At 61.0% G+C, this 20,215-nt stretch carries 13 protein-coding genes; 10 read left to right on the plus strand and 3 right to left on the minus strand.

All coding sequences use genetic code 11. From position 1 onward, the window contains the following. Positions 1-139: 139 nt before the first annotated feature. The 7 genes from dgcB to AC1ROI_RS31505 all read left to right on the plus strand — a co-directional run bounded on the left by dgcB (position 140) and on the right by AC1ROI_RS31505 (position 12,587). Positions 140-2,089 carry a dimethylglycine demethylation protein DgcB gene (gene dgcB / locus AC1ROI_RS31475; protein WP_010467006.1) on the plus strand — a complete coding sequence of 650 codons (1,950 nt, stop codon included), beginning with the start codon at positions 140-142 and terminating at the stop codon, positions 2,087-2,089. Next, positions 2,089-3,309, plus strand: coding sequence for an electron transfer flavoprotein subunit alpha (etfA, locus tag AC1ROI_RS31480; protein WP_010467007.1), 1,221 nt, complete (start codon positions 2,089-2,091; stop codon positions 3,307-3,309). The genes dgcB and etfA overlap by 1 nt, the downstream gene beginning before the upstream one ends. A gap of 15 nt (positions 3,310-3,324) precedes the next feature. Continuing rightward, a complete protein-coding gene (gene etfB / locus AC1ROI_RS31485; protein WP_010467008.1) occupies positions 3,325-4,095 on the plus strand; it encodes an electron transfer flavoprotein subunit beta in 771 nt (256 codons plus the stop codon). Between the two features lie 145 nt (positions 4,096-4,240). Next, positions 4,241-4,807 (plus strand): GNAT family N-acetyltransferase, encoded by a 567-nt coding sequence (locus AC1ROI_RS31490; protein WP_010467022.1) that lies wholly within the window; start codon positions 4,241-4,243, stop codon positions 4,805-4,807. Between the two features lie 1,027 nt (positions 4,808-5,834). After that, a complete protein-coding gene (locus AC1ROI_RS31495; RefSeq protein ID WP_102593734.1) occupies positions 5,835-9,287 on the plus strand; it encodes a GMC family oxidoreductase N-terminal domain-containing protein in 3,453 nt (1,150 codons plus the stop codon). 159 nt (positions 9,288-9,446) lie between these two features. Further along, positions 9,447-11,315 carry a c-type cytochrome gene (locus AC1ROI_RS31500; RefSeq protein ID WP_102593735.1) on the plus strand — a complete coding sequence of 623 codons (1,869 nt, stop codon included), beginning with the start codon at positions 9,447-9,449 and terminating at the stop codon, positions 11,313-11,315. Between the two features lie 27 nt (positions 11,316-11,342). After that, entirely contained in the window at positions 11,343-12,587 is a 1,245-nt protein-coding gene (locus AC1ROI_RS31505; RefSeq protein ID WP_077747271.1) for a metallophosphoesterase family protein, read from the plus strand. Between the two features lie 107 nt (positions 12,588-12,694). Here the strand turns inward: AC1ROI_RS31505 and gbca are convergent, their stop codons facing one another. Further along, positions 12,695-13,990 carry a glycine betaine monooxygenase oxygenase subunit gene (gene gbca / locus AC1ROI_RS31510; RefSeq protein WP_010467026.1) on the minus strand — a complete coding sequence of 432 codons (1,296 nt, stop codon included), beginning with the start codon at positions 13,988-13,990 and terminating at the stop codon, positions 12,695-12,697. A 452-nt stretch (positions 13,991-14,442) separates the two neighbouring features. Here gbca and gbcB point away from each other — a divergent pair, with 452 nt between their 5' ends. Further along, positions 14,443-15,543, plus strand: a complete 1,101-nt coding sequence (gene gbcB / locus AC1ROI_RS31515) for a glycine betaine monooxygenase reductase subunit (protein WP_010467027.1) — start codon at positions 14,443-14,445, stop codon at positions 15,541-15,543. Positions 15,544-15,680: 137 nt separating this feature from the next. On the opposite strand, the gene AC1ROI_RS31520 is transcribed toward gbcB, so the two are convergent. Together AC1ROI_RS31520 and AC1ROI_RS31525 are read right to left on the minus strand one after the other, a co-directional pair. Then, entirely contained in the window at positions 15,681-16,505 is an 825-nt protein-coding gene (locus AC1ROI_RS31520) for an SDR family oxidoreductase (RefSeq protein WP_102593736.1), read from the minus strand. A gap of 264 nt (positions 16,506-16,769) precedes the next feature. Then, positions 16,770-17,810, minus strand: a complete 1,041-nt coding sequence (locus tag AC1ROI_RS31525; protein ID WP_010467030.1) for a threonine aldolase family protein — start codon at positions 17,808-17,810, stop codon at positions 16,770-16,772. 133 nt (positions 17,811-17,943) lie between these two features. Here AC1ROI_RS31525 and AC1ROI_RS31530 point away from each other — a divergent pair, with 133 nt between their 5' ends. Together AC1ROI_RS31530 and glyA are read left to right on the plus strand one after the other, a co-directional pair. Next, positions 17,944-18,660 carry a TraX family protein gene (locus tag AC1ROI_RS31530; RefSeq protein ID WP_083375608.1) on the plus strand — a complete coding sequence of 239 codons (717 nt, stop codon included), beginning with the start codon at positions 17,944-17,946 and terminating at the stop codon, positions 18,658-18,660. 284 nt (positions 18,661-18,944) lie between these two features. Continuing rightward, complete coding sequence (gene glyA, locus AC1ROI_RS31535; RefSeq protein ID WP_102593737.1) at positions 18,945-20,198, plus strand: serine hydroxymethyltransferase; 1,254 nt, start codon at positions 18,945-18,947, stop codon at positions 20,196-20,198. The last annotated feature ends 17 nt before the right edge of the window (positions 20,199-20,215 follow it).

The raw sequence follows: 20,215 nt of genomic DNA on the forward strand, positions 1-20,215 counted from the left end.
CCCCCCCCCCCCCCCCCCCCCCCCCCCCCCCCCCCCCCCCCCCCCCCCCCCCCCCCCCCCCCCCCGCTCCTACAAGGAATCGGGCAAGGCATCCAGGTAGTTTGGCCTGCAAGACCCTGCGGTCTTTGGGAGCTCCACCATGTTGAACACCCTTCTTCCAATCCTGTTGTTCGCTGCCCTGGGCCTTGCCGTCCTCGGCGCGTTGCGGCGGGTGGCTATGTGGCGCCGGGGCCGTGCCTCCAAGGTCGACCTGATCGGCGGCCTGTTCGCCATGCCCAAGCGCTACATGGTCGATTTGCACCACGTCGTGGCGCGGGACAAATACATCGCCAACACCCACGTGGCCACGGCCGGTGGTGCGGTGGCGTCCATCGTGCTGGCGATTCTGGTGCACGGTTTCGGCCTGCATAACCGCATCCTCGGTTACGCGCTGCTGTTGATGACGGTGGTGATGTTCGTCGGTGCGATCTTTGTCTACCTGCGTCGTCGCAACCCACCGGCGCGCCTGTCCAAGGGGCCGTGGATGCGCCTGCCGAAAAGCCTGTTGGCGTTCTCGGCGAGCTTCTTCCTGTTGACCCTGCCGGTGGCCGGCATCCTCCCGGAAAACTTCGGCGGTTGGGTGGTGGCAGCGATCCTCGGCCTCGGTGTTTTGTGGGGTGTGAGTGAACTGTTCTTCGGCATGACCTGGGGCGGGCCGATGAAGCACGCCTTTGCCGGGGCCCTGCACCTGGCTTGGCACCGTCGCGCCGAACGCTTTGGCGGCGGTCGTTCCACCGGTTTGAAACCGCTGGACCTGAACGACCCGAGCGCACCGTTGGGCGTGGAAAAACCCAAGGATTTCACCTGGAACCAACTGCTCGGCTTCGACGCCTGCGTGCAGTGCGGTAAATGCGAAGCTGCGTGCCCCGCATTCGCCGCCGGCCAGCCGCTGAACCCGAAAAAACTGATTCAGGACATGGTCGTCGGCCTGGCCGGTGGCACCGACGCCAAGTTCGCTGGCAGCCCGTATCCGGGCAAGGCCATCGGCGAGCACGCCGGCAACCCGCATCAACCGATCGTCAACGGTTTGGTGGACGCCGAGACCCTGTGGTCCTGCACCACGTGCCGGGCTTGTGTCGAGGAATGCCCGATGATGATCGAGCACGTCGACGCCATCGTCGATATGCGCCGCCATCTGACCCTGGAAAAAGGCGCCACTCCGAACAAGGGCGCCGAAGTCCTGGAAAACCTGATTGCCACCGATAACCCGGGCGGTTTCGCGCCGGGCGGGCGGATGAACTGGGCGGCGGATTTGAACCTCAACCTGATGAGCGAGAAGAAGTCCGTCGACGTGCTGTTCTGGGTTGGCGACGGCGCCTTCGACATGCGCAACCAGCGCACCCTGCGCGCCTTCGTCAAGGTATTGAAAGCGGCCAAGGTCGACTTCGCAGTGCTGGGGCTCGAAGAGCGCGACAGCGGTGACGTGGCCCGGCGTCTGGGCGACGAAGCGACGTTCCAGTTGTTGGCCAAACGCAACATCCAGACCCTGGCCAAGTACAGCTTCAACCGTATCGTCACCTGCGATCCACACAGCTTCCACGTGCTGAAAAACGAGTACGGCGCCTTCGACGGCAACTACCTGGTGCAGCACCACAGCACCTACATGGCCGAAATCATCGGCGCTGGCGCCTTGAACCTTGGCCAGCACAAAGGCAGCAGCGTGACGTATCACGACCCGTGCTACCTCGGCCGCTACAACGGCGAATACGAGGCGCCGCGTGAAGTGCTGCGCGCCCTCGGCATTGAAGTCAAAGAGATGCAACGCTCCGGTTTCCGCTCGCGCTGCTGCGGCGGCGGTGGCGGGGCGCCGATCACCGACATTCCGGGCAAGCAACGGATCCCTGACATGCGCATGGACGACATCCGCGAAACCGGCGCCGAACTGGTGGCCGTGGGTTGCCCGCAATGCACCGCGATGCTCGAAGGCGTGGTCGAACCGCGTCCGCTGATCAAGGACATCGCCGAATTGGTGGCGGACGCGTTGCTCGAAGACGCGGCGCCGAGCAAGCCGACCAAACCGGCCCAACGTGAACCTGCGGAGGCCCACTGATGAGCGACATTATCCGCCGCGACCCCCGCGCCGAATGGATTGCCCGTAACCGCCTGCACCCGCTGCACGCGGCCATGCAACCGGCGCAACACAGCTGGATGGGCCCTAACGGCGTCATCCGCAAGAACCTGCACGGCATCGGTTTTATCGGTCCCAACGGCATCAAGCGCATTGACCGCAGCGGCGCTCAGCAGGGCGGCGCGACCAAACGCTCGGCGGCCGTGGAAGTGCAATTGCCACTGCATCAAGTGCCTGCACCTGCGTTTTACATCAGCGTGGTGCCGGACATGGTCGGCGGCCGCTTGAGCAGCCACGACCGCGACTTGCTCGGTCTGGCGCATCAACTGGCCGGCAAGGAAGGCGCGGTGTTGGCCGTGGTTTTCGGCGAACACAAAGAAAACGCCTTCACTACCGCAGGCGTCGATCGCTTGCTGGTATTGGACGGCGATGAATTCAGCGGTTATGCACCGGAGCAACGGGTCCAGGGCCTGCGGGCTGTGGATAACCAGTTCAGTCCGCGTCACTGGCTGCTGCCGGACAGCCGCAGCGGTGGCGGTGAACTCGGTCGGCGCTTTGCCGCCGCACTGGGCGAACGCCCGGCCACGCGGGTCTGGCAGGTCAAGGATCAGGAATGCATCGGCCGCGCCGGTGCCGGTTTACAGGACCTTGCGCGTCCGGTCGCACGCTTGATTCTGGCCGCTGTCGAGTGCGCAGAACCGGTCAGCGAAACCCGTCACGAAGCGTTGCCCGTGGAGTTATCCACAGCCGTCGCACGCAGCTTGTCGCGCATTGAAGATTTGGGCGCGGTGGCGGTGGATCCGGCGGCGATTCCGATGGCCGAAGCCGAATTCATCTTCTCCGGCGGCAACGGAGTCAAGGACTGGGGACTTTTCCACAGGACCGCTGAAGCCCTTGGCGCCACCGAAGGCGCGTCGCGGGTGGCGGTGGACGATGGCTTCATGGCGCGCGATCGCCAAGTCGGCGCGTCCGGTACCTGGGTCACCGCGCGGGTTTACGTGGCGGTGGGGATTTCCGGGGCGATCCAGCACCTGCAAGGCATTGGTGCCTGCGACAAGGTGGTGGCAATCAACCTCGACCCTGGCTGCGACATGATCAAACGAGCCGACCTGTCGGTGATCGGTGAGAGCGCCGAAATTCTTCAAGCCTTGATCGCGGCGGTAGAGGCTTACCGCAACGAAGCAAAGCGCGATGCGGCTTAAGGAAAGGAAAGGGTTATGAGCACGAAAATCATCAGCCTGGTGTCCATCGGCGCCCACCCGACCTCCGGCCGGCCACGTCGCGCGGAGCAGGATGCGCGGGCGGTGGAACTGGGTCTGCAACTGGCTGGGGATAACTTGCACGTGCTGCATGCCGGCGATGTCGCAGAGCCGGCGTTGCGCGCTTATCTAGGCATGGGCCTGGAACAACTGCATGTGCTCGAACAACCGCAAGGCGCCGATGCACTGCCGGCATTGACTGCGTACCTGCGCGACGCCGGGGCGCAAGTGGTGCTGACCGGCAGTCAGGCGGAAACCGGCGAAGGCTCGGGCATGCTCCCGTTCCTGCTGGCGGAAAGCCTCGGCTGGCCGCTGGTGGTGGGGCTGGCTCAAGTGGAATCCATCGACGGTAATTCAGCGCTGGTGCTGCAAGCCTTGCCTCGCGGTCAACGCCGTCGGTTGAAAGTGCGGCTGCCGTTTCTCGCAACTGTGGATAACGCTGCACCGAAACCTCGGCAGAGCGCCTACGGCCCGGCCCGACGCGGGGTGTTGCAGGCCGATGAAGTCGAAGTGATCGATGATGAATTGTTGGCCGTCGCCACGCTGCAACCGGCCAAGCCACGTCCAAAACGTCTGAAGGTGATCAAGGCCAAGAGCGGCGCGGACCGGATGAAAGCTGCGACGGCCAAGGCCAGTGGCGGCGGTGGGCAAGTGCTCAAAGGCGTGACCGCGCAGGCCGGGGCTGAGGCGATTCTCAAGTTGCTGATCGAAGAAGGCGTCGTCCGCTAACCGAAAATCAGCACAGAACCCATGTGGGAGCGAGCCTGCTCGCGAAAGCGGTGGGTCATTCAACATCCTTGCGACTGATCAACCGCTTTCGCGAGCAGGCTCACTCCCACAGGGTGTCCGTGTCACCGACATTTATGGGGAAACAATGGCAGTAGAATTTCGTTCGGCAGTGCGCGCCGATGCGCGTGAGATTGCGCGTCTGTTTCAAATCACATCGGAGGGGGCTGCCGATTACATTTGGAGCCAACTCGCCCAGCCCGGTCAGGATCTGCTGGACGTCGGCGCCATTCGTTACGCCCGCGACGACGTGGATTTCTCCTGGCAGAACTGCCTTATCGCAGAGTCGGAGGGCCGGGTCATCGGCATGCTGCACAGTTACGTGATGCGTCACGATCCGCTGGCAGAGCCGACGACCGATCCGGTCCTGGCGCCCTACGCGAAGATGGAAATCCCCGACACCCTGTACATATCCAGCCTGGCGTTGCATGAAGGCTGGCGCAACCTGGGCCTGGGCAAGCAATTCCTTGCCTACGCCTACGACCGTGCCAACCGGCTCGGGCTCAACGGCTTGAGCCTGATCGACTACGCCGCCAACACTGGCGCGCGTCGGTTCTATGAGCGTCATGGCTTCCGCATCGTCGACACCTGCCAGATCACGCCCCATCCGATGATTCGGGTCACGGGGGAGGCCTACCTGATGTATCGGCCATGAACATTAACCCGATGTTGCGCCAGATTCAGGTTGGCGTTTCCATCCCATACAGAAAACCCATGGTTACCCACAATCCCTGTTAGCGCTTCTGTGGATAACATGTTCGCCCTTCGCTACACACCATACAAAACAAGCCCTGCAAACCTTCGTACAAAAAACAACCAGGCTAACTTGCGGTTTTTACAGGCTTTTTCCAGAGGATAAGTTTGTCCGCTAGCCAATACTTGCCCCCAATCTCTGTTAGCGCATCTGTGGATAAGATGTTCGCTGTCCGCTACAGGCCTTATAAAACGGGCTTGTCAGGTGGCTGGTTAAAAAACGACCAAGTCAGCGGTTTTGCGCGACTAATCACCCGCAAAGCCCGATATATTGCGGTTTTCAGAGGTTTTCCACAGATCGGCGGAAGTTGCCCCCAAAGTCTGTTGGCGCTTCTGTGGATAAGGTGTTCGCCATCCGCTGCAAGCCACGTATAACGTGCCCTGCAAGCTTTAGATCAAAAAACAACCAATCGCTGTGGAAAACCGGCCTTCTGGATAAGTCACGGTTTTTCTTCGGTTTCTGTGGAGAAAGATTCCCGCCTATCCACACTTGTCCCCATTAGCTGTGGGTGGAGGTGTGGATAACTTGTTCGCCAAACCCTGAAAGCCACGTCCCGCATAGGCTTGAATGGAATAGATCAGATTTCATACAGTTCTAAGCCGCTGGCTTGACTTCGATCGGTCGCCTGTCTTCACTCACAGGTCACAAGGACCGCCGTCATTTATCCACATCTGGTTCAGGGAGAACGCGTGATGGATAGCCAGCCCGCCCCCATTTTCTTCGCAACGTGCGTGCCCCTCCCGGCGGTCTTGTTGCGCAAACGCATTCACCGCCGCGCCGCCAATCAGCGCGCTCGCCTATAGCGCCCGACCTTTCGTAGTGACACCCGCGTGCTGCCGTTGAGTTCACTCAGTGGCCAAGTACTCGTTCGCCCATCGATTGCAGGCAACCGCAGAGTTGCCCTATCTGCCTGATAGAGGAAAGTCCCATGACACGGATCGCAACGCCCATCAGCGACATCAAGGAACATTACGACGTGATCGTCATCGGCTCGGGTTACGGCGGCGGGATCGCGGCGTCGCGCCTGTCCCGCGCCGGCAAGCGGGTCTGCCTGCTGGAACGGGGCCGGGAGATACAACCCGGCGAATACCCGAACACGATGCTGGCAGCCACCGAGGAATTGCAGGTGCACGACCCGGACGGCCACATCGGTTCGCGCACCGGGTTGTTCGATCTGCACGTCAACGCCCAGCAGAACGTGGTGGTCGGTTGCGGCCTGGGCGGTACGTCGCTGATCAACGCCAACGTCGCCCTCGAACCGGAGCCCGGTGTGTTCGACGATCCGCGCTGGCCATTGGCGGTGCGCGAACATCGCGACACCTTGCTCAAGGACGGTTACGCCCGGGCGCGGGAAATGCTCAAGCCCAATCCGTATCCCAGCACTTCACCGGTGTTGCCGAAACTCGAAGCCAACAAGAAGTCGGCGGACTACCTCAAGCAAGGCGCGCATTTTTACCGGCCGCCGATCAACGTGACCTTCGACAAACTGCCGAACAACCTCAACCATGTCGGTGTTGAACAACTGCCTTGCAACCATTGCGGCGACTGCGTCTCGGGCTGTAACAACAAGGCCAAGAACACCACGCTGATGAATTATCTGCCGGACGCCTGGAACCATGGCGCGGAGATTTTCTGCCAGGCGCAAGTGCGGCATCTGGAGCGCGACGGCGATGGCTGGATCGTGCACTTCCAGTACCTGGACAGCGGCCGCGAGAAGTTCTCGGCGCCGACGCTGTTCGTCAAAGCCGACATCGTCGTTGTGTCTGCCGGCACCCTCGGCTCCACCGAAATCCTCCTGCGCTCCCGGGACAAAGGCCTGTCGATGTCCGGCCAGCTCGGCGAGAACATGAGCGGCAACGGCGACATCCTCGGCTTCGGTCACAATTGCGCACAACCGATCAATGGCATCGGTTTCGGCGCGCATCCGGCGAAGGAATTGCAGCCGGTCGGCCCGTGCATCACCTCGGTCATCGACATGCGCACCGAAGGCGACTGGCGTAGCCGCATGGTCATCGAAGAAGGATCGATCCCCGGTGCCCTCGGTCGGCCGATGGTGCCGAGCATGGCCGGGTTCGCCGAGCTGATCGGTCAGCCCACCGACGACAGTTTTACCGGCAAGTTGAAGTACAAGGAACGCGAAGCCGAAAGCTTCCTCCGTGGCCCGTATTACGGCGCGCTGCACAACATGCAGACGTACCTGATCATGAGCCACGACGACGGCAAGGGCCGGATGGTGCTGGACAGCAAGGATCAGCTGCGCATCGATTGGCCGGGCGTTGGCGAGCAGGAAAACGTCAAGATCGGCAATGAACGGCTGCACCTGAGCACCAAGGCACTGGGCGGCATCTGGGTCGAGAACCCGATCTGGACCAAATTGCTCAAACACAGCATCGTCTCGGTACACCCCCTGGGCGGTTGCGTCATGGGCGAGGACGCGGGGCAGGGCGTGGTCAACCACAAGGGCCAGGTGTTCAGCGGCGCCAGCGGGACTGACGTGTATGCCGGTTTGTACGTGACCGACGGCGCGGTAATTCCGACGTCCCTGGCGGTCAATCCGTTGCTGACAATTTCCGCGGTGAGCGAGCGCAACATGGGCCTGCTGGCTGCCGATCGCGGCTGGCAGATCGACTACACGCTGCCTTCGGCCCCACGCAAACAAGTGGCGCCGCCAACGCTCGGCGTGCAATTCACCGAAACCATGAAAGGCTACTTTTCCCGGGCCTTCACCGCAGCCCAAAGTACTGACCTGAAGGTCTACGAAGCGGCGGCCAAACGCGGCGAGGCAGATAACTCGCCCATCGATTTCACCCTGACCATCACCGCCAACGACCTCAATCGCATGATCAAGGAGCCGGAGCACGCCGCGACGCTGGTCGGTACGGTCAACGCCCCGAGCCTGTCGCCGCAGCCGCTGACCGCCAGCAACGGCGTGTTCAACCTGTTCGAGCAGTATCAGCAGCAGGTCGGCGTGCGCCACATGAAGTACGACATGAAACTGACCGCCGAGGACGGCAGCGACTTTTACTGCAGCGCCTTCAAAACCGTGCCCGAGGACAACGGCGTGCTGAACATCTGGCACGACACCAGCACCCTCTACGTGACGCTGTATCGCGGGCCGGACAAGACCGGCGAGGTGATCGGCAGCGGGGTGATGCACATCCATCCGACCGACTTTGCCAAGCAAATGACCACCATGAAGGTGCTCAACGCCCGCAACGAACGCGAACGCATCGAAGGCCTGGCGCGGTTCGGCAAGTTCTTCGCCGGGATTCTCTGGGAGAGCTATGGCGGCGTGTTCGCCGGCGACATTTACTTCAATCCCGACGCACCGCCACGGCTCAAACGCCCCCTGGATGCGCCGTCGCCAGTGGTGCATTTCTTCCAGACCGAAGACAACGTCGAATTGCGCCTGACCCGTTATCAGGGCGGCAGCAAAGGGCCGGTGATGCTGGTTCATGGGTTGGGAGTAGGCTCGAATATTTTCTCCACCGACACCATCCAGACCAACCTGCTGGAGTTCTTGTGCAAGCACGAGTACGACGTCTGGCTCCTGGATTTGCGGGTGAGCATCCTGCTGCCGGCGAGCAAGAAGGAATGGAACGGCGACCAGATCGCCCAGTACGACTTCAAGGCGGCCATCGCGCAGATCCGCCAGGCAACCGAGGCGGCGGACGTGCAGTGCGTGGTGCATTGCTACGGCGCGACGACCTTCTTCATGTCGTTGCTGGCCGGGCTGCAGGGCGTGCGCTCGGTGGTCTGCTCGCAGATCGCGGCGGATACGGTGGTCGCCACGGCAACCGGGCTCAAGGCCGGTTTGCACCTGCCGGGCATGCTCGACGCCATCGGCATCAAATCCCTCACGGCGTATGCCGACAACAAGGAGAACTTGTTCAACAAGCTCTACGACAAGGCGCTCAACGGCTACGCCCGGATTGAGGCCCAAGGCTACTGCACCAACCCGGTGTGCCATCGCATCACCTTCATGTACGCGTCGTTGTATCGCCACGACACCCTCAACGAAACCTTGCACGACAACCTGCACGAATTGTTTGGCGAGTCGAACATGCACACCTTCGAGCACCTGGCGCTGATCGTGCGCAAAGGCCATCTGGTGGACTTCAAGGGTGACGACGTCTACATGCCGCACTTCGACCGGCTGAGCATGCCGATCTGCTTTATCAGCGGCGCGGACAACCAGTGCTACCTGCCGGAAAGCACGCTCAAGACTTATGACCGCGTGTGCAAGGTCCATGGGCCGGAGCGTTACAGCCGGCATGTGGTGCCGGGGTACGGCCATATCGATTGCATGTTCGGCAAGGACGCGGTGGTCGATGTGTACCCGATCATCCTGCAACACCTCGAGAAAACCGCCCTCGGCTAATACCGCCGGTGGCTGGAGATTTGTCGCACAACCTGTGGGAGCGAGCCTGCTCGCGAAAGCGGCGGCACAGTCAACATTGACGTTGCCTGATACAACGCTTTCGCGAGCGGGCTCGCTCCCACAGTGGACGGTGTTCAGGATTAGAAGGAAATGGATGATATGGACAGTTACATCCGCTGGTTCCAACGCTTCATCTGGCTAGGCATCGTGATGAACATGGTCTTCGCGATCCCGGCGCTTTTCGCTCCGGCGCTGCTGACCTCGATGCTCGGCCTGCCACCGCAACTCTCCGATCCATGGCTTGAAAACGCCGGCATGCTGCTGGTGGGTATCAGCGTGTTCTACATGCCGTCGGGCTTCAATGCGCCGCGGTTTGTGGTGCATTCCTGGTTATGTGTGTTGTCGCGACTGATCGCCGTGGCGTTCTGGATCTACCTGATCAACACCAGCAGCCAGGCATCGGTGTTCGTGCCGATGCTGATGGGCGATCTGAGCATGCTCCTGATCCTCGGCATCCTGCTGTACCTGGGCAGCACGCCGGCCAATCGTCCGTTGGCGTTGCTCTGTGACGGCTGGCGGGAATGGCGTGCCGGCTGGGCGCTGCGCTGGCAGCGGCACAGTTTCAAGGTCGGCACGCTGATCGTGGTCCTGGTGCTGGGATTTATCGGTTACGAGACTTGGTACCAGATGCTGCGGGTGGTGCCAGCCGAGAAGTACGCCTCCGACGAAGACCACTACAAGTACGCCGCCATCGGCCTCGGCATCGAAGCACGCATCCCGTATTACCTGTTCGCCGTGCTGCCGCAGATGTGCCCCGAGAAACTGCCGAAACCCGGCGGCTATGAAGTCTTCGGTTTCCTCTTTGAGAACGGCAAGGACCTGCCCATCGGCATGGCCAAGCGGCAAATCGGCTACCCGACCGTGGAGCCGAACTGCGCCCTGTGTCACACCGGTTCCTACCGGGCCAATGCCAGCGACGTTGCCACCCCGGTGGCCACCGCCCCGGCCAATACCCTTCAACTGCAAGCCTTTCAGTGGTTCGCCTACGATTGCGCCAGCGATCCGACATTCACCACCGACGCGGTGATGACTGCGATCAACGGCAAGTTCCAACTCGGGTTTTTCGAGCGCTTGTACAACCGCTACCTGATCATTCCGATGGCCAAGAGCGCGCTGCTCAAACAGAAACAGGCCTACGCCTGGCAGAAGCTGCGCCCGCAACAGGGGCCGGGGCGCACCGACACCTTTAACCCGACGAAAATGGTGGTGTTCGGCTTCCCGGATGACTCGACCATCGGCACCGTCGACCTGCCGCAAGTGTGGAACCAGAAACCCCGGGAGTCGCTGTACCTGCACTGGGACGGCAACAACAACGACATCCACGAGCGCAACTACGCAGCGGCAATGGCCGTGGGTGCGACGCCGGAATCGGTGCTGCCGGAAAGCTTCAACCGCGTGACCAACTGGCTGCTCGGCACCAAGCCGCCCGTCTGGCCGTTCGCGCTGGACCAGGCCAAGGTCGCCCAGGGCAAACCGCTCTGGGATCAGAACTGCGCCGGCTGTCACGACTTCGGTCGCACCGACACCGGCCAGGTCACCACCCACATCGACGAACTGGGCACCGATCCCCATCGCCTGAACTCGTTCACCACGGGGTTGGTGGAGGCCTTCCACACCTTCAAGAAACCGCCATTCGACTTCAACGCCTATCGCAAGACCCAGAGCTACAGCAACACGCCGACCGATGGTGTCTGGCTGCGGGCGCCCTATCTGCATAACGGTTCGGTGCCCACGTTGTGGGATTTGCTGCAGACGCCGGAACAACGGCCTTCGGTGTTCTACACCGGCTCCGATGTGTACGACCAGGAAAAGGTCGGCTTCGTCACGAGCGGGGCGCAGGCCAAGGCCTCGGCGGACTTCAAATACGACACGCGCCTGGAGGGCAACCACAACAGCGGCCACCTGTACGGCACGCAACTGTCGGACATCGATAAACGGGCGCTCATCGAGTTCATGAAAACCCTGTGATCCCACTACGGATGGAGGAATGCCAACATGTCATTAGTTACTCATTGGGAACATGAATACGACAAGGTCAAAGTTCGCGTGCATGGGCTGTTCACGCGATTGGAAATGTCCTGGAAAAAGCTCATCAGCGAGCTTGAGCCCGAGGAGTTCCAGGCCATCGTCGCCCTGTTGCAGCGTGGCCACGATCAGGCGCAATACGTGCTCAAACACGGCGATCTGCCGGTCGATCAGCCAAGCGTGCCGTGGGAGTTGTCCCACGGTTTGTCGATCCTGCACATCGGCAACGCCACGCCTTTGCCGCAATCGGTCGACCAGTTGCAGACCCGGGTGCTCAAGGACGGCAGTCTGCTGGGCTGTCGCAAGTGGGAACTGCTGGATCTGTTGTGGAGCGAAGCGCTGCTCAAGTGGATCGAAAACCTGCGCCATCACGCGCCGTTCGCCACCAACCCGGCATTGATGAAGATGGACAGTGACGTGGTGCTGGCGATCGCCGGCGACTGGGGCACCGGTCCGTTCGACAGCCACGCCCCGGCGGTGGCGGTGGCCAACCAGATGCAACTGGCTCAGGCCGATTTCACTATTCACCTGGGGGATGTGTATTACGCCGGCACCCATTCCCAGGAAGACGTCGACATGGTCGGCTGGCCCATGGGCAAGCACGGCTCGTTCACCCTCAACTCCAATCACGAGATGTACAGCGGCGCCCACGGTTATTTCAAGGAACTGGCCAAGCGTTTTCCGGCGCAGCAAGGCACCAGTTATTTCGCGTTGTACAACGACGATTGGCTGGTGGTCGGGCTCGACACGGCCTATGCGTCAGACGCCATCAATCTGTACATGGACGGCACGCTGAACAAGGAGCAGATCGCCTGGATGAAAGAACTGCCCCAGCGCAAGAAGATCATGGTGCTCAGTCACCATCAGGGGTTCGATATTTCCGGGCACAACAAGACGGCGTTGTATCAGCCGGTCTGTGATGCGCTGGGGCGGGAGCCTGATTACTGGTATTGGGGGCATTTGCACAATGGCATTTGCTATGCGGCCCAGGGTGGACTGCATGCGCGTTGCGCCGGGCATGGGGCGATTCCGTATGGTAATGCCAGCGAGCTGGACGGGCATACGCGGGTGTTGTGGTCGGAAACCGAGAATGCGCGGGATGAGGCGTACCCGGATCGGGTGTTGAATGGGTATGTGAAGGTGCGGTTGGTGGGGGAGCACATCGAAGAGACGTTTATCGGGGAGGATGGCAGCGTGCGGTGGTCTTCAAGTTGATCGGGTGAATGTGAGGCCGCCATCGCGAGCAGGCTCGCTCCCACATTCGATCTTCAGCGCACCAAAGATCCCCTGTGGGAGCGAGCCTGCTCGCGATGCTTTTGCTGTTAGCCCTGAACCGGAACGCCCTTGAGGTAAGGCGCAGGCTCGGCCCCGAGGTTGCTCAACAGACGCTCGCTGTACCAGTCCACAAAGTTCACCACACCAAACTCATAGGTCTTGGAGTAAGGCCCTGGCTGGTACGCCGTGGAGTTGATCCCGCGCTGGTTCTCTTCGGCCAGGCGACGGTCCTGGTCGTTGGTGGCGTCCCAGACCTGGCGCATGCGCTCCACGTCGTAGTCCACGCCTTCAACCGCGTCCTTGTGGACGATCCACTTGGTGGTGACCATGGTTTCCTGAGCGCTGATCGGCCACACGGTGAAGACGATGATGTGATCGCCCATGCAGTGGTTCCACGAGTGCGGCAGGTGCAGGATGCGCATCGAGCCCAGGTCCGGGTTCTTGATGCGGCCCATGAGTTTGGCGCAGCCCTGTTTGCCGTCCAGGGTCATCGACACGGTGCCCTTGAGCAGCGGCATGCGCACGATGCGGTTACGCAGGCCGAAACTGGCGTGGGCGTAAGGGATCTTCTCGGCTTCCCAGGCAGCGGCGGAGGCCGCGACGTGGTCCTTGAAGGCCTGGTCGGCACGCGGGTCGGTGACGTCGTCCCATTCCAGCAGGGTTTTCAGCAGTTCCGGGTGCGACGCGTTGCAGTGGTAGCACTCGCGGTTGTTTTCCAGCACCAGCTTCCAGTTGGCCTTTTCCATCAAGGTGGTGGTAATCGCCACCTTGGTGTTTTCCATGTCATACGGTTCCATGTAATGGTTCAGCGTCGACAGGAAGTCATCAATGGCTGGCGGGTTTTCCGACAGGCTGATGAAGATGTAGCCGCCGGCGGTCTTCACGTTCACCGGTTTGAGGCCGTACTGCTTCATGTCGAAGTCGGCGCCCATTTCGGTGCCGGCGAACAGCAGGCGACCGTCCAGTTCGTAAGTCCACTGGTGGTAATGGCAGACCAGTTTGGCAACCTTGCCCTTTTCACTGGTGCACAGACGCGAGCCGCGGTGACGACAGACGTTGTGGAATGCATGGATCACGCCTTCGGCGCCGCGAATCACGATGATCGGATTCTTGCCGACTTGCAGGGTCAGGTAGTTGCCCTTGGTCGGGATCTCGCAAGCCATGCCGGCGATCAACCACTCTTTCTGGAAGATTTCCTGCATGTCGATATCAAACAGCCGCTCGTCAGAGTAAAACGGCTGCGGCAGCGAGAAAGTGCGCTCGCGCTCTTGCAGCATCTGCGCGGTGGCCTTGCGTGCGGGTTCCAGCGGATCGCCCAGGCTGATTTTTGCGGTGACGTCCATCGATTTGATCCTCAAGGCCATTCTGTGTGGCCGGCGAAAGTGGCTATGTGGCCTGTGTAACGGGGTTGGGCGGGCAGGTCCGGCGCATGAAGTTCTGATCCTGCGTTGCCGCTCCTCCCCATAGCGCGCTATGAGTCGTCGCGGCGCCTTGGCTCAGAATTTCATGCATCCGGACCTGCTCCACCCAACCCCGTTACACCGGCCACCGGTTTGCTACGCAAGGTGTAAAGCAAGGTGTAAAGATTGTGTCTTGGTATGGAGCGAGTGTGGGGCCGGCGCTGGGCAGAACCTTATCCATGGGCGACATGGCCCAATCTGTTCCCGACGCGCAACCCCCGGTAGTTGGGGGCTGGTCGCGATAAGTATGTGAATGTCGCAGATAGGTAAATGGGTGGCTCGCGCTATACGCAGAATCGCCAACATAAGGCCGACCATCGGCGGTGGAGAACAGCATGTCCAACAGCTTCCTGAATCCGGTAACCACCCAGACCTGGGCCAACGGTCGACACATCGTCCGTTGCGTCAAAGTCATCCAGGAAACCTGGGATGTGCGCACCTTCTGCTTTATGGCCGACCAGCCGATCCTGTTCTTCTTCAAGCCGGGGCAGTTCGTCACCCTGGAGCTGGAAATCGAAGGCGTGCCGATCATGCGCTCCTACACCATTTCCAGCTCGCCATCGGTGCCGTACAGCTTTTCGGTGACGATCAAGCGCGTACCGGGCGGCAAAGTCTCGAACTGGTTGCACGACACGCTGCATGAAGGTCAGGAGCTGGCGGTGCACGGGCCGGTCGGGCTGTTCAACGCCATGGACTTCACCGCGCCGAAGGTGTTGTACCTCAGCGGCGGTGTCGGTATCACGCCGGTCATGTCGATGGCGCGCTGGTTCTACGACACCAACGGCAACGTCGACATGGTGTTTATCCACAGCGCCCGCTCGCCCAAAGACATCATTTATCACCGCGAGCTGGAACACATGGCGTCGCGGATCGATAACTTCAGCCTTCACCTGATCTGCGAGAAGCATGGTCTGGGTGAGCCGTGGGCGGGTTATCGCGGTTACCTGAACCACAAGATGCTCGAACTGATGGCCCCGGACTTCATGGAGCGCGAAGTGTTCTGCTGCGGCCCGACGCCGTACATGAACGCGGTCAAGCGCATGCTCGAGACCGCCGGTTTCGACATGTCGCGTTACCACGAGGAATCCTTCGGTGCCACGCCGCCGGAAGCCCGTGCCGATGCGGTGGAACAGGCCGAAATTGCTGCCGACGCGCCGGAAGTTGATCTGGCGGACCTGCATCAAGTCGAATTTATCTCCTCCGGCAAGAGCATTCGCGTGGCCCCGGGTGAAACCGTGCATGCGGCGGCGGCCAAGCTGGGCTTGCTGATTCCGAAGGCCTGCGGCATGGGCATTTGCGGCACGTGCAAAGTGCTGAAGCTGGGTGGCGAGGTCGAAATGGACCACAACGGCGGGATTACCGAGGAAGACGAAGCCGAAGGCTACATCCTGTCGTGCTGCAGCGTGCCGAAGGGCGACGTGCGCATCGAGTTCTAAGCAACGCCAATCCCTTGTGGGAGCGAGCCTGCTCGCGAAGGCATACGGACATTCAACATCGATGTTGAATGATCCGGCGCTTTCGCGAGCAGGCTCGCTCCCACAGGTTTTGTATCTTTTCTGACCGGTTGTTTTCTTCAGTCGACAAACAGGTCCGGCATCAGCGGGTCAGTGGTGTCGGGCGCGAACCGATACTGTTCAAAATCCGTCACCCCGTGCTCACTCAGAATCTCTTCATCAATCAGCAACCGCCCGGTAATGCTGCGACCGCTGCTGTCCAGAATTGCGTAAGCAGCATCGGCCATGATCGCCGGCGTTCGTGCGTGTTTGAAGGATTCCCTTGAGCCAAGCTGAAACTCGATGGCCGCCGTCGCAATCATCGTCTGCGGCCACAACGAATTGACGCTGATGCCATAACTGGCAAATTCCTCACTCATGCCCAGGGTCAGCATGCTCATGCCGTATTTGGTCACCGTGTAGGGGCTGTATTGGGCGAACCATTTCGTCGCCAGGTTCAACGGTGGCGACAGGTTAAGAATGTGACCCTTGGTTTTTTTCAGATAGGGCAGGGCAGCCTGGCTGCACAGCAACACGGCGCGGGTGTTGATTTGGTGCATCAGGTCGAAGCGCTTGAGCTCGATGTGTTGAACGCCGGTCAGCTTGATCGCCCCGGCGTTGTTGATCAATGCATCGATACCGCCGAAATGCTCGTGGGCCTGGGCCAGCGCCTCGCGTACCGCGAGTTCATCGCGAACATCCACCTGCAAGGCCAGCGCCTTGCCGCCCGCGTCTTCAACTTCCTTGGCCACGCTGAAAATCGTGCCGGGCAGTTTGGGGTGGAGGTCGGCGCTTTTGGCGGCAATCACAATGTTGGCCCCATCCCGCGCAGCTCGCAGCGCGATCTCACGACCAATCCCACGGCTGGCACCGGTAATGAACAGGGTTTTGCCTTGTAAGGACATGCGTACGCTCCTGATTATTATTGTCTGAGCGGATAGAAGCGGCTCGCCAATCAATGTAGACCAAGAGTTTCAGGGTGAGTGATCAGGGGAGGGGGAAAGGGGTTTTGTGGCGAGGGAGCTTGCTCCCGCTGGGCTGCGAAGCGGCCCCGAATACTGAGAATGCGGTCTGTCTGGCAGACCGCATTGGCTGGTTCTACGACGGCTGCGCCGCCGAGCGGGAGCAAGCTCCCTCGCCACAGGGGATCGGGTTGCTGTTTGAAGGAATCAGTGGGACATGACTTCGCGAATATCCGCCGCCAATTCACGTACGCGTTCTTCTTCGGTATCCCACGAGCACATGAAGCGTGCGCCGCCGTTGCCGATGAAGGTGTAGAAACGCCAGCCCTTGGCCGTCAGTGCAGCGATGGCCGGCTCCGACAGTTGCAGGAACACGCCGTTGGCCTGTACCGGGAACATCAGTTCCACGCCGGGAATATCGCTGACCAGTTCTGCAAGAAGCTGCGCGCAATGGTTGGCGTGGCGGGCGTATTTGAGCCAGGCGTCGTTTTCCAGAATCCCGACCCACGGTGCCGACAGGAAACGCATTTTCGAGGCCAGTTGCCCCGCCTGTTTGCAGCGGTAGTCGAAGTCTTCGGCCAGTTTGTGGTTGAAGAACAGAATCGCTTCACCCACCGCCATGCCGTTTTTCGTGCCGCCGAAGCACAACACATCGACGCCGGCTTTCCAGGTCAGGTCGGCCGGGGAGCAGCCGAGGAATGCGCAGGCGTTGGAGAAGCGCGCGCCGTCCATGTGCAGGTTCAGGCCCAGCTCTTTGCAGGTGGCGCTGATGGCACGGATTTCTTCCGGGGTGTAGACGCTGCCGACTTCGGTGGCCTGGGTCAGGGTCACGACGCGGGGTTTCGGGTAGTGGATGTCCTGGCGCTTGAGGGCGACTTCGCGGATCGATTCCGGGGTCAGCTTGCCGTTTTCGGTGCGGGCAATGAGCAACTTGGAACCGTTGGAGAAGAATTCCGGCGCGCCGCACTCGTCGGTTTCGACGTGGGCGGTTTCCGAGCAGATCACGCTGTGGTAACTCTGGCACAGCGACGACAGGGCCAGCGAGTTGGCCGCGGTGCCGTTGAAGGCGAAAAACACTTCGCAGTCGGTTTCGAACAGTTTGCGGAAATCATCGGACGCGCGTGCGGTCCATTCATCGTCGCCGTAAGCGCGTTGGTGGCCGTGGTTGGCCTGTTCCATGGCAGCCCAGGCTTCAGGGCAGATACCGGAATAGTTGTCGCTGGCGAATTGTTGGCTCTTATCGGTCATGGCCCTGCTTTCCGTGGTCGAGACGCTTATGGTGAAGCGCCTCGTGGTCAATGATGGTGCGCACTTTACCGAAGATCATCCGGCGAGCACACGGGATGCGTCTGACAGAACACTACAAAGACGACGGGCAATTATGCACATGACGCAAAGGGATGGGGCACTGGATCTGCTCAAGTGGCTGGCGCTATTGAGCATGGTGCTCGATCACCTGCGATATGTCGGTTACTCCGTCGATCTGCTGTATGTGCCGGGACGGCTGGCGTTTCCGTGGTTCTGCCTGGCGATGGCGGCCAACCTTGCGCGCACTGGTGCCACGACGACCGACGGCCAGTGGCGATACCTGGGCTGGTTGCTGTTGTTCAGCGCCCTCAGCGAAATTCCCTACCGGATGTACATTCCCGATCCCGACACCTTGAACGTGTTGCCTACGCTGGCGCTGGGATTGCTGGTGGCCCGCGGCTGGCAGGATCAACGCCTGCAATCACGACTGCTCGCGGTGGTCGCGCTGGCGCTGGCGGCGCTGTTCCCGCAGTGGCTGATGTTTGGATTCTTCGGGGTGCTGCTGCCGCTGGCGACGTTGCTGGTGATCCGCCGGCCCTGGTATTTCAGCCTGTTGCCGGGGTTGGTGTGCCTGGCGGCGAATCAATGGGAGGTGCTGTTTTACTCCGCGAGGATCGGCAACCGTGCAGCCTTCCTCGGCATTGCCGCTTGTCTGATTGCGCCATTGCTCGGGTTGTTCCTGTTGCGACATACCCGGCATTTCCAGCCGCCGCCAATGCGGCGTTGGGCGTATGCCTTGTATCCGCTGCATTTTTTGCTGTTGCTCGCAATGCGCCAGGCAATCGCCTGACCCCTGTAGGAGTGAGCCTGCTCGCGATGAGGCCGTCACCGCCAGCATTGATGTTGCCTGACCCACCGCTATCGCGAGCAGGCTCACTCCTACAGGGGTTCCTTGGTGATTTGAGGAGTGTGTTCGGCATGCCATTTCCCGCCATGTCGTAAACGCACCTTTGCGTGGCGTCCGTAGGCATTTGGCCTGTCTGCGCCGGTCATACCATCGCATCAAAGGGCACTGTCGAAACACCGGTGCCTTACCGAGACGAATGGCGCATAGATGCCGCTGGGAGAGACGCGATGTTCAGCAAGCAAGACCAGATCCAGGGTTACGACGATGCACTGCTGGCGGCGATGAATGCCGAGGAGCAACGCCAGGAAGATCACATCGAGCTGATCGCGTCAGAGAACTACACCAGCAAACGCGTCATGGAAGCGCAAGGCAGCGGCCTGACCAACAAATACGCCGAAGGCTATCCGGGCAAGCGCTACTACGGTGGCTGCGAGCACGTCGATAAAGTTGAAGCGCTGGCCATCGAACGCGCCAAGCAACTGTTCGGTGCCGACTACGCCAACGTCCAGCCGCACTCCGGCTCTTCGGCCAACAGTGCTGTGTATCTGGCCCTGATCCAGCCGGGCGACACCATCCTCGGCATGAGCCTGGCCCACGGTGGTCACCTGACCCACGGCGCCAAAGTGTCGTCCTCGGGCAAGCTGTACAACGCCGTGCAGTACGGTATCGACACCAAGACCGGGCTGATCGATTACGACGAAGTCGAGCGCCTGGCGGTCGAATGCCGGCCGAAGATGATCGTTGCCGGCTTCTCGGCTTACTCCAAGACCCTCGACTTCCCACGTTTCCGTCAGATCGCCGACAAAGTCGGTGCGCTGCTGTTCGTCGACATGGCCCACGTGGCCGGTCTGGTCGCCGCTGGCCTGTATCCGAATCCGCTGCCGTACGCCGACGTGGTCACCACCACCACCCACAAGACCCTGCGCGGTCCGCGTGGCGGCCTGATCCTGTGCAAGTCCAACGAAGAAATCGAGAAAAAGCTCAACGCTGCGGTATTCCCCGGCGCACAGGGCGGCCCGCTGATGCACGTCATCGCCGGTAAAGCCGTGTGCTTCAAGGAAGCGCTGGAGCCTGGTTTCAAGGTTTACCAGCAACAAGTGATCGACAACGCCCAGGCCATGGCCGGCGTGTTTATCAAACGCGGCTACGATGTAGTGTCCGGCGGCACCGATAACCACCTGTTCCTGGTCAGCCTGATCCGTCAGGGCCTCACCGGCAAAGAGGCGGATGCAGCACTCGGTCGCGCCCACATCACCGTCAACAAGAACGCTGTCCCGAACGATCCACAGTCGCCGTTCGTGACCTCCGGCCTGCGCATCGGCACCCCGGCGGTGACCACGCGCGGCTTCAAGGTGACCCAGTGCGTGGAACTGGCCGGCTGGATCTGCGACATCCTCGACAACCTCGGCGACGCCGACGTGGAAGCGAATGTTGCCCAGCAAGTGTCGGCCCTGTGCGCGGACTTCCCGGTTTATCGCTGAGCGCGGTTTTGGAGTAA

The sequence above is a fragment of the Pseudomonas sp. GW823-FHT02C02 genome, assembly GCF_058797635.1.

Coding starts and splice junctions, on each gene's coding strand:
- dgcB (WP_010467006.1), top strand. CDS start 140: ATGTTGAACACCCTTCTTCCAATCCTGTTGTTCGCTGCCCTGGGCCTT.
- etfA (WP_010467007.1), top strand. CDS start 2,089: ATGAGCGACATTATCCGCCGCGACCCCCGCGCCGAATGGATTGCCCGT.
- etfB (WP_010467008.1), top strand. CDS start 3,325: ATGAGCACGAAAATCATCAGCCTGGTGTCCATCGGCGCCCACCCGACC.
- AC1ROI_RS31490 (WP_010467022.1), top strand. CDS start 4,241: ATGGCAGTAGAATTTCGTTCGGCAGTGCGCGCCGATGCGCGTGAGATT.
- AC1ROI_RS31495 (WP_102593734.1), top strand. CDS start 5,835: ATGACACGGATCGCAACGCCCATCAGCGACATCAAGGAACATTACGAC.
- AC1ROI_RS31500 (WP_102593735.1), top strand. CDS start 9,447: ATGGACAGTTACATCCGCTGGTTCCAACGCTTCATCTGGCTAGGCATC.
- AC1ROI_RS31505 (WP_077747271.1), top strand. CDS start 11,343: ATGTCATTAGTTACTCATTGGGAACATGAATACGACAAGGTCAAAGTT.
- gbca (WP_010467026.1), bottom strand. CDS start 13,990: ATGGACGTCACCGCAAAAATCAGCCTGGGCGATCCGCTGGAACCCGCA.
- gbcB (WP_010467027.1), top strand. CDS start 14,443: ATGTCCAACAGCTTCCTGAATCCGGTAACCACCCAGACCTGGGCCAAC.
- AC1ROI_RS31520 (WP_102593736.1), bottom strand. CDS start 16,505: ATGTCCTTACAAGGCAAAACCCTGTTCATTACCGGTGCCAGCCGTGGG.
- AC1ROI_RS31525 (WP_010467030.1), bottom strand. CDS start 17,810: ATGACCGATAAGAGCCAACAATTCGCCAGCGACAACTATTCCGGTATC.
- AC1ROI_RS31530 (WP_083375608.1), top strand. CDS start 17,944: ATGCACATGACGCAAAGGGATGGGGCACTGGATCTGCTCAAGTGGCTG.
- glyA (WP_102593737.1), top strand. CDS start 18,945: ATGTTCAGCAAGCAAGACCAGATCCAGGGTTACGACGATGCACTGCTG.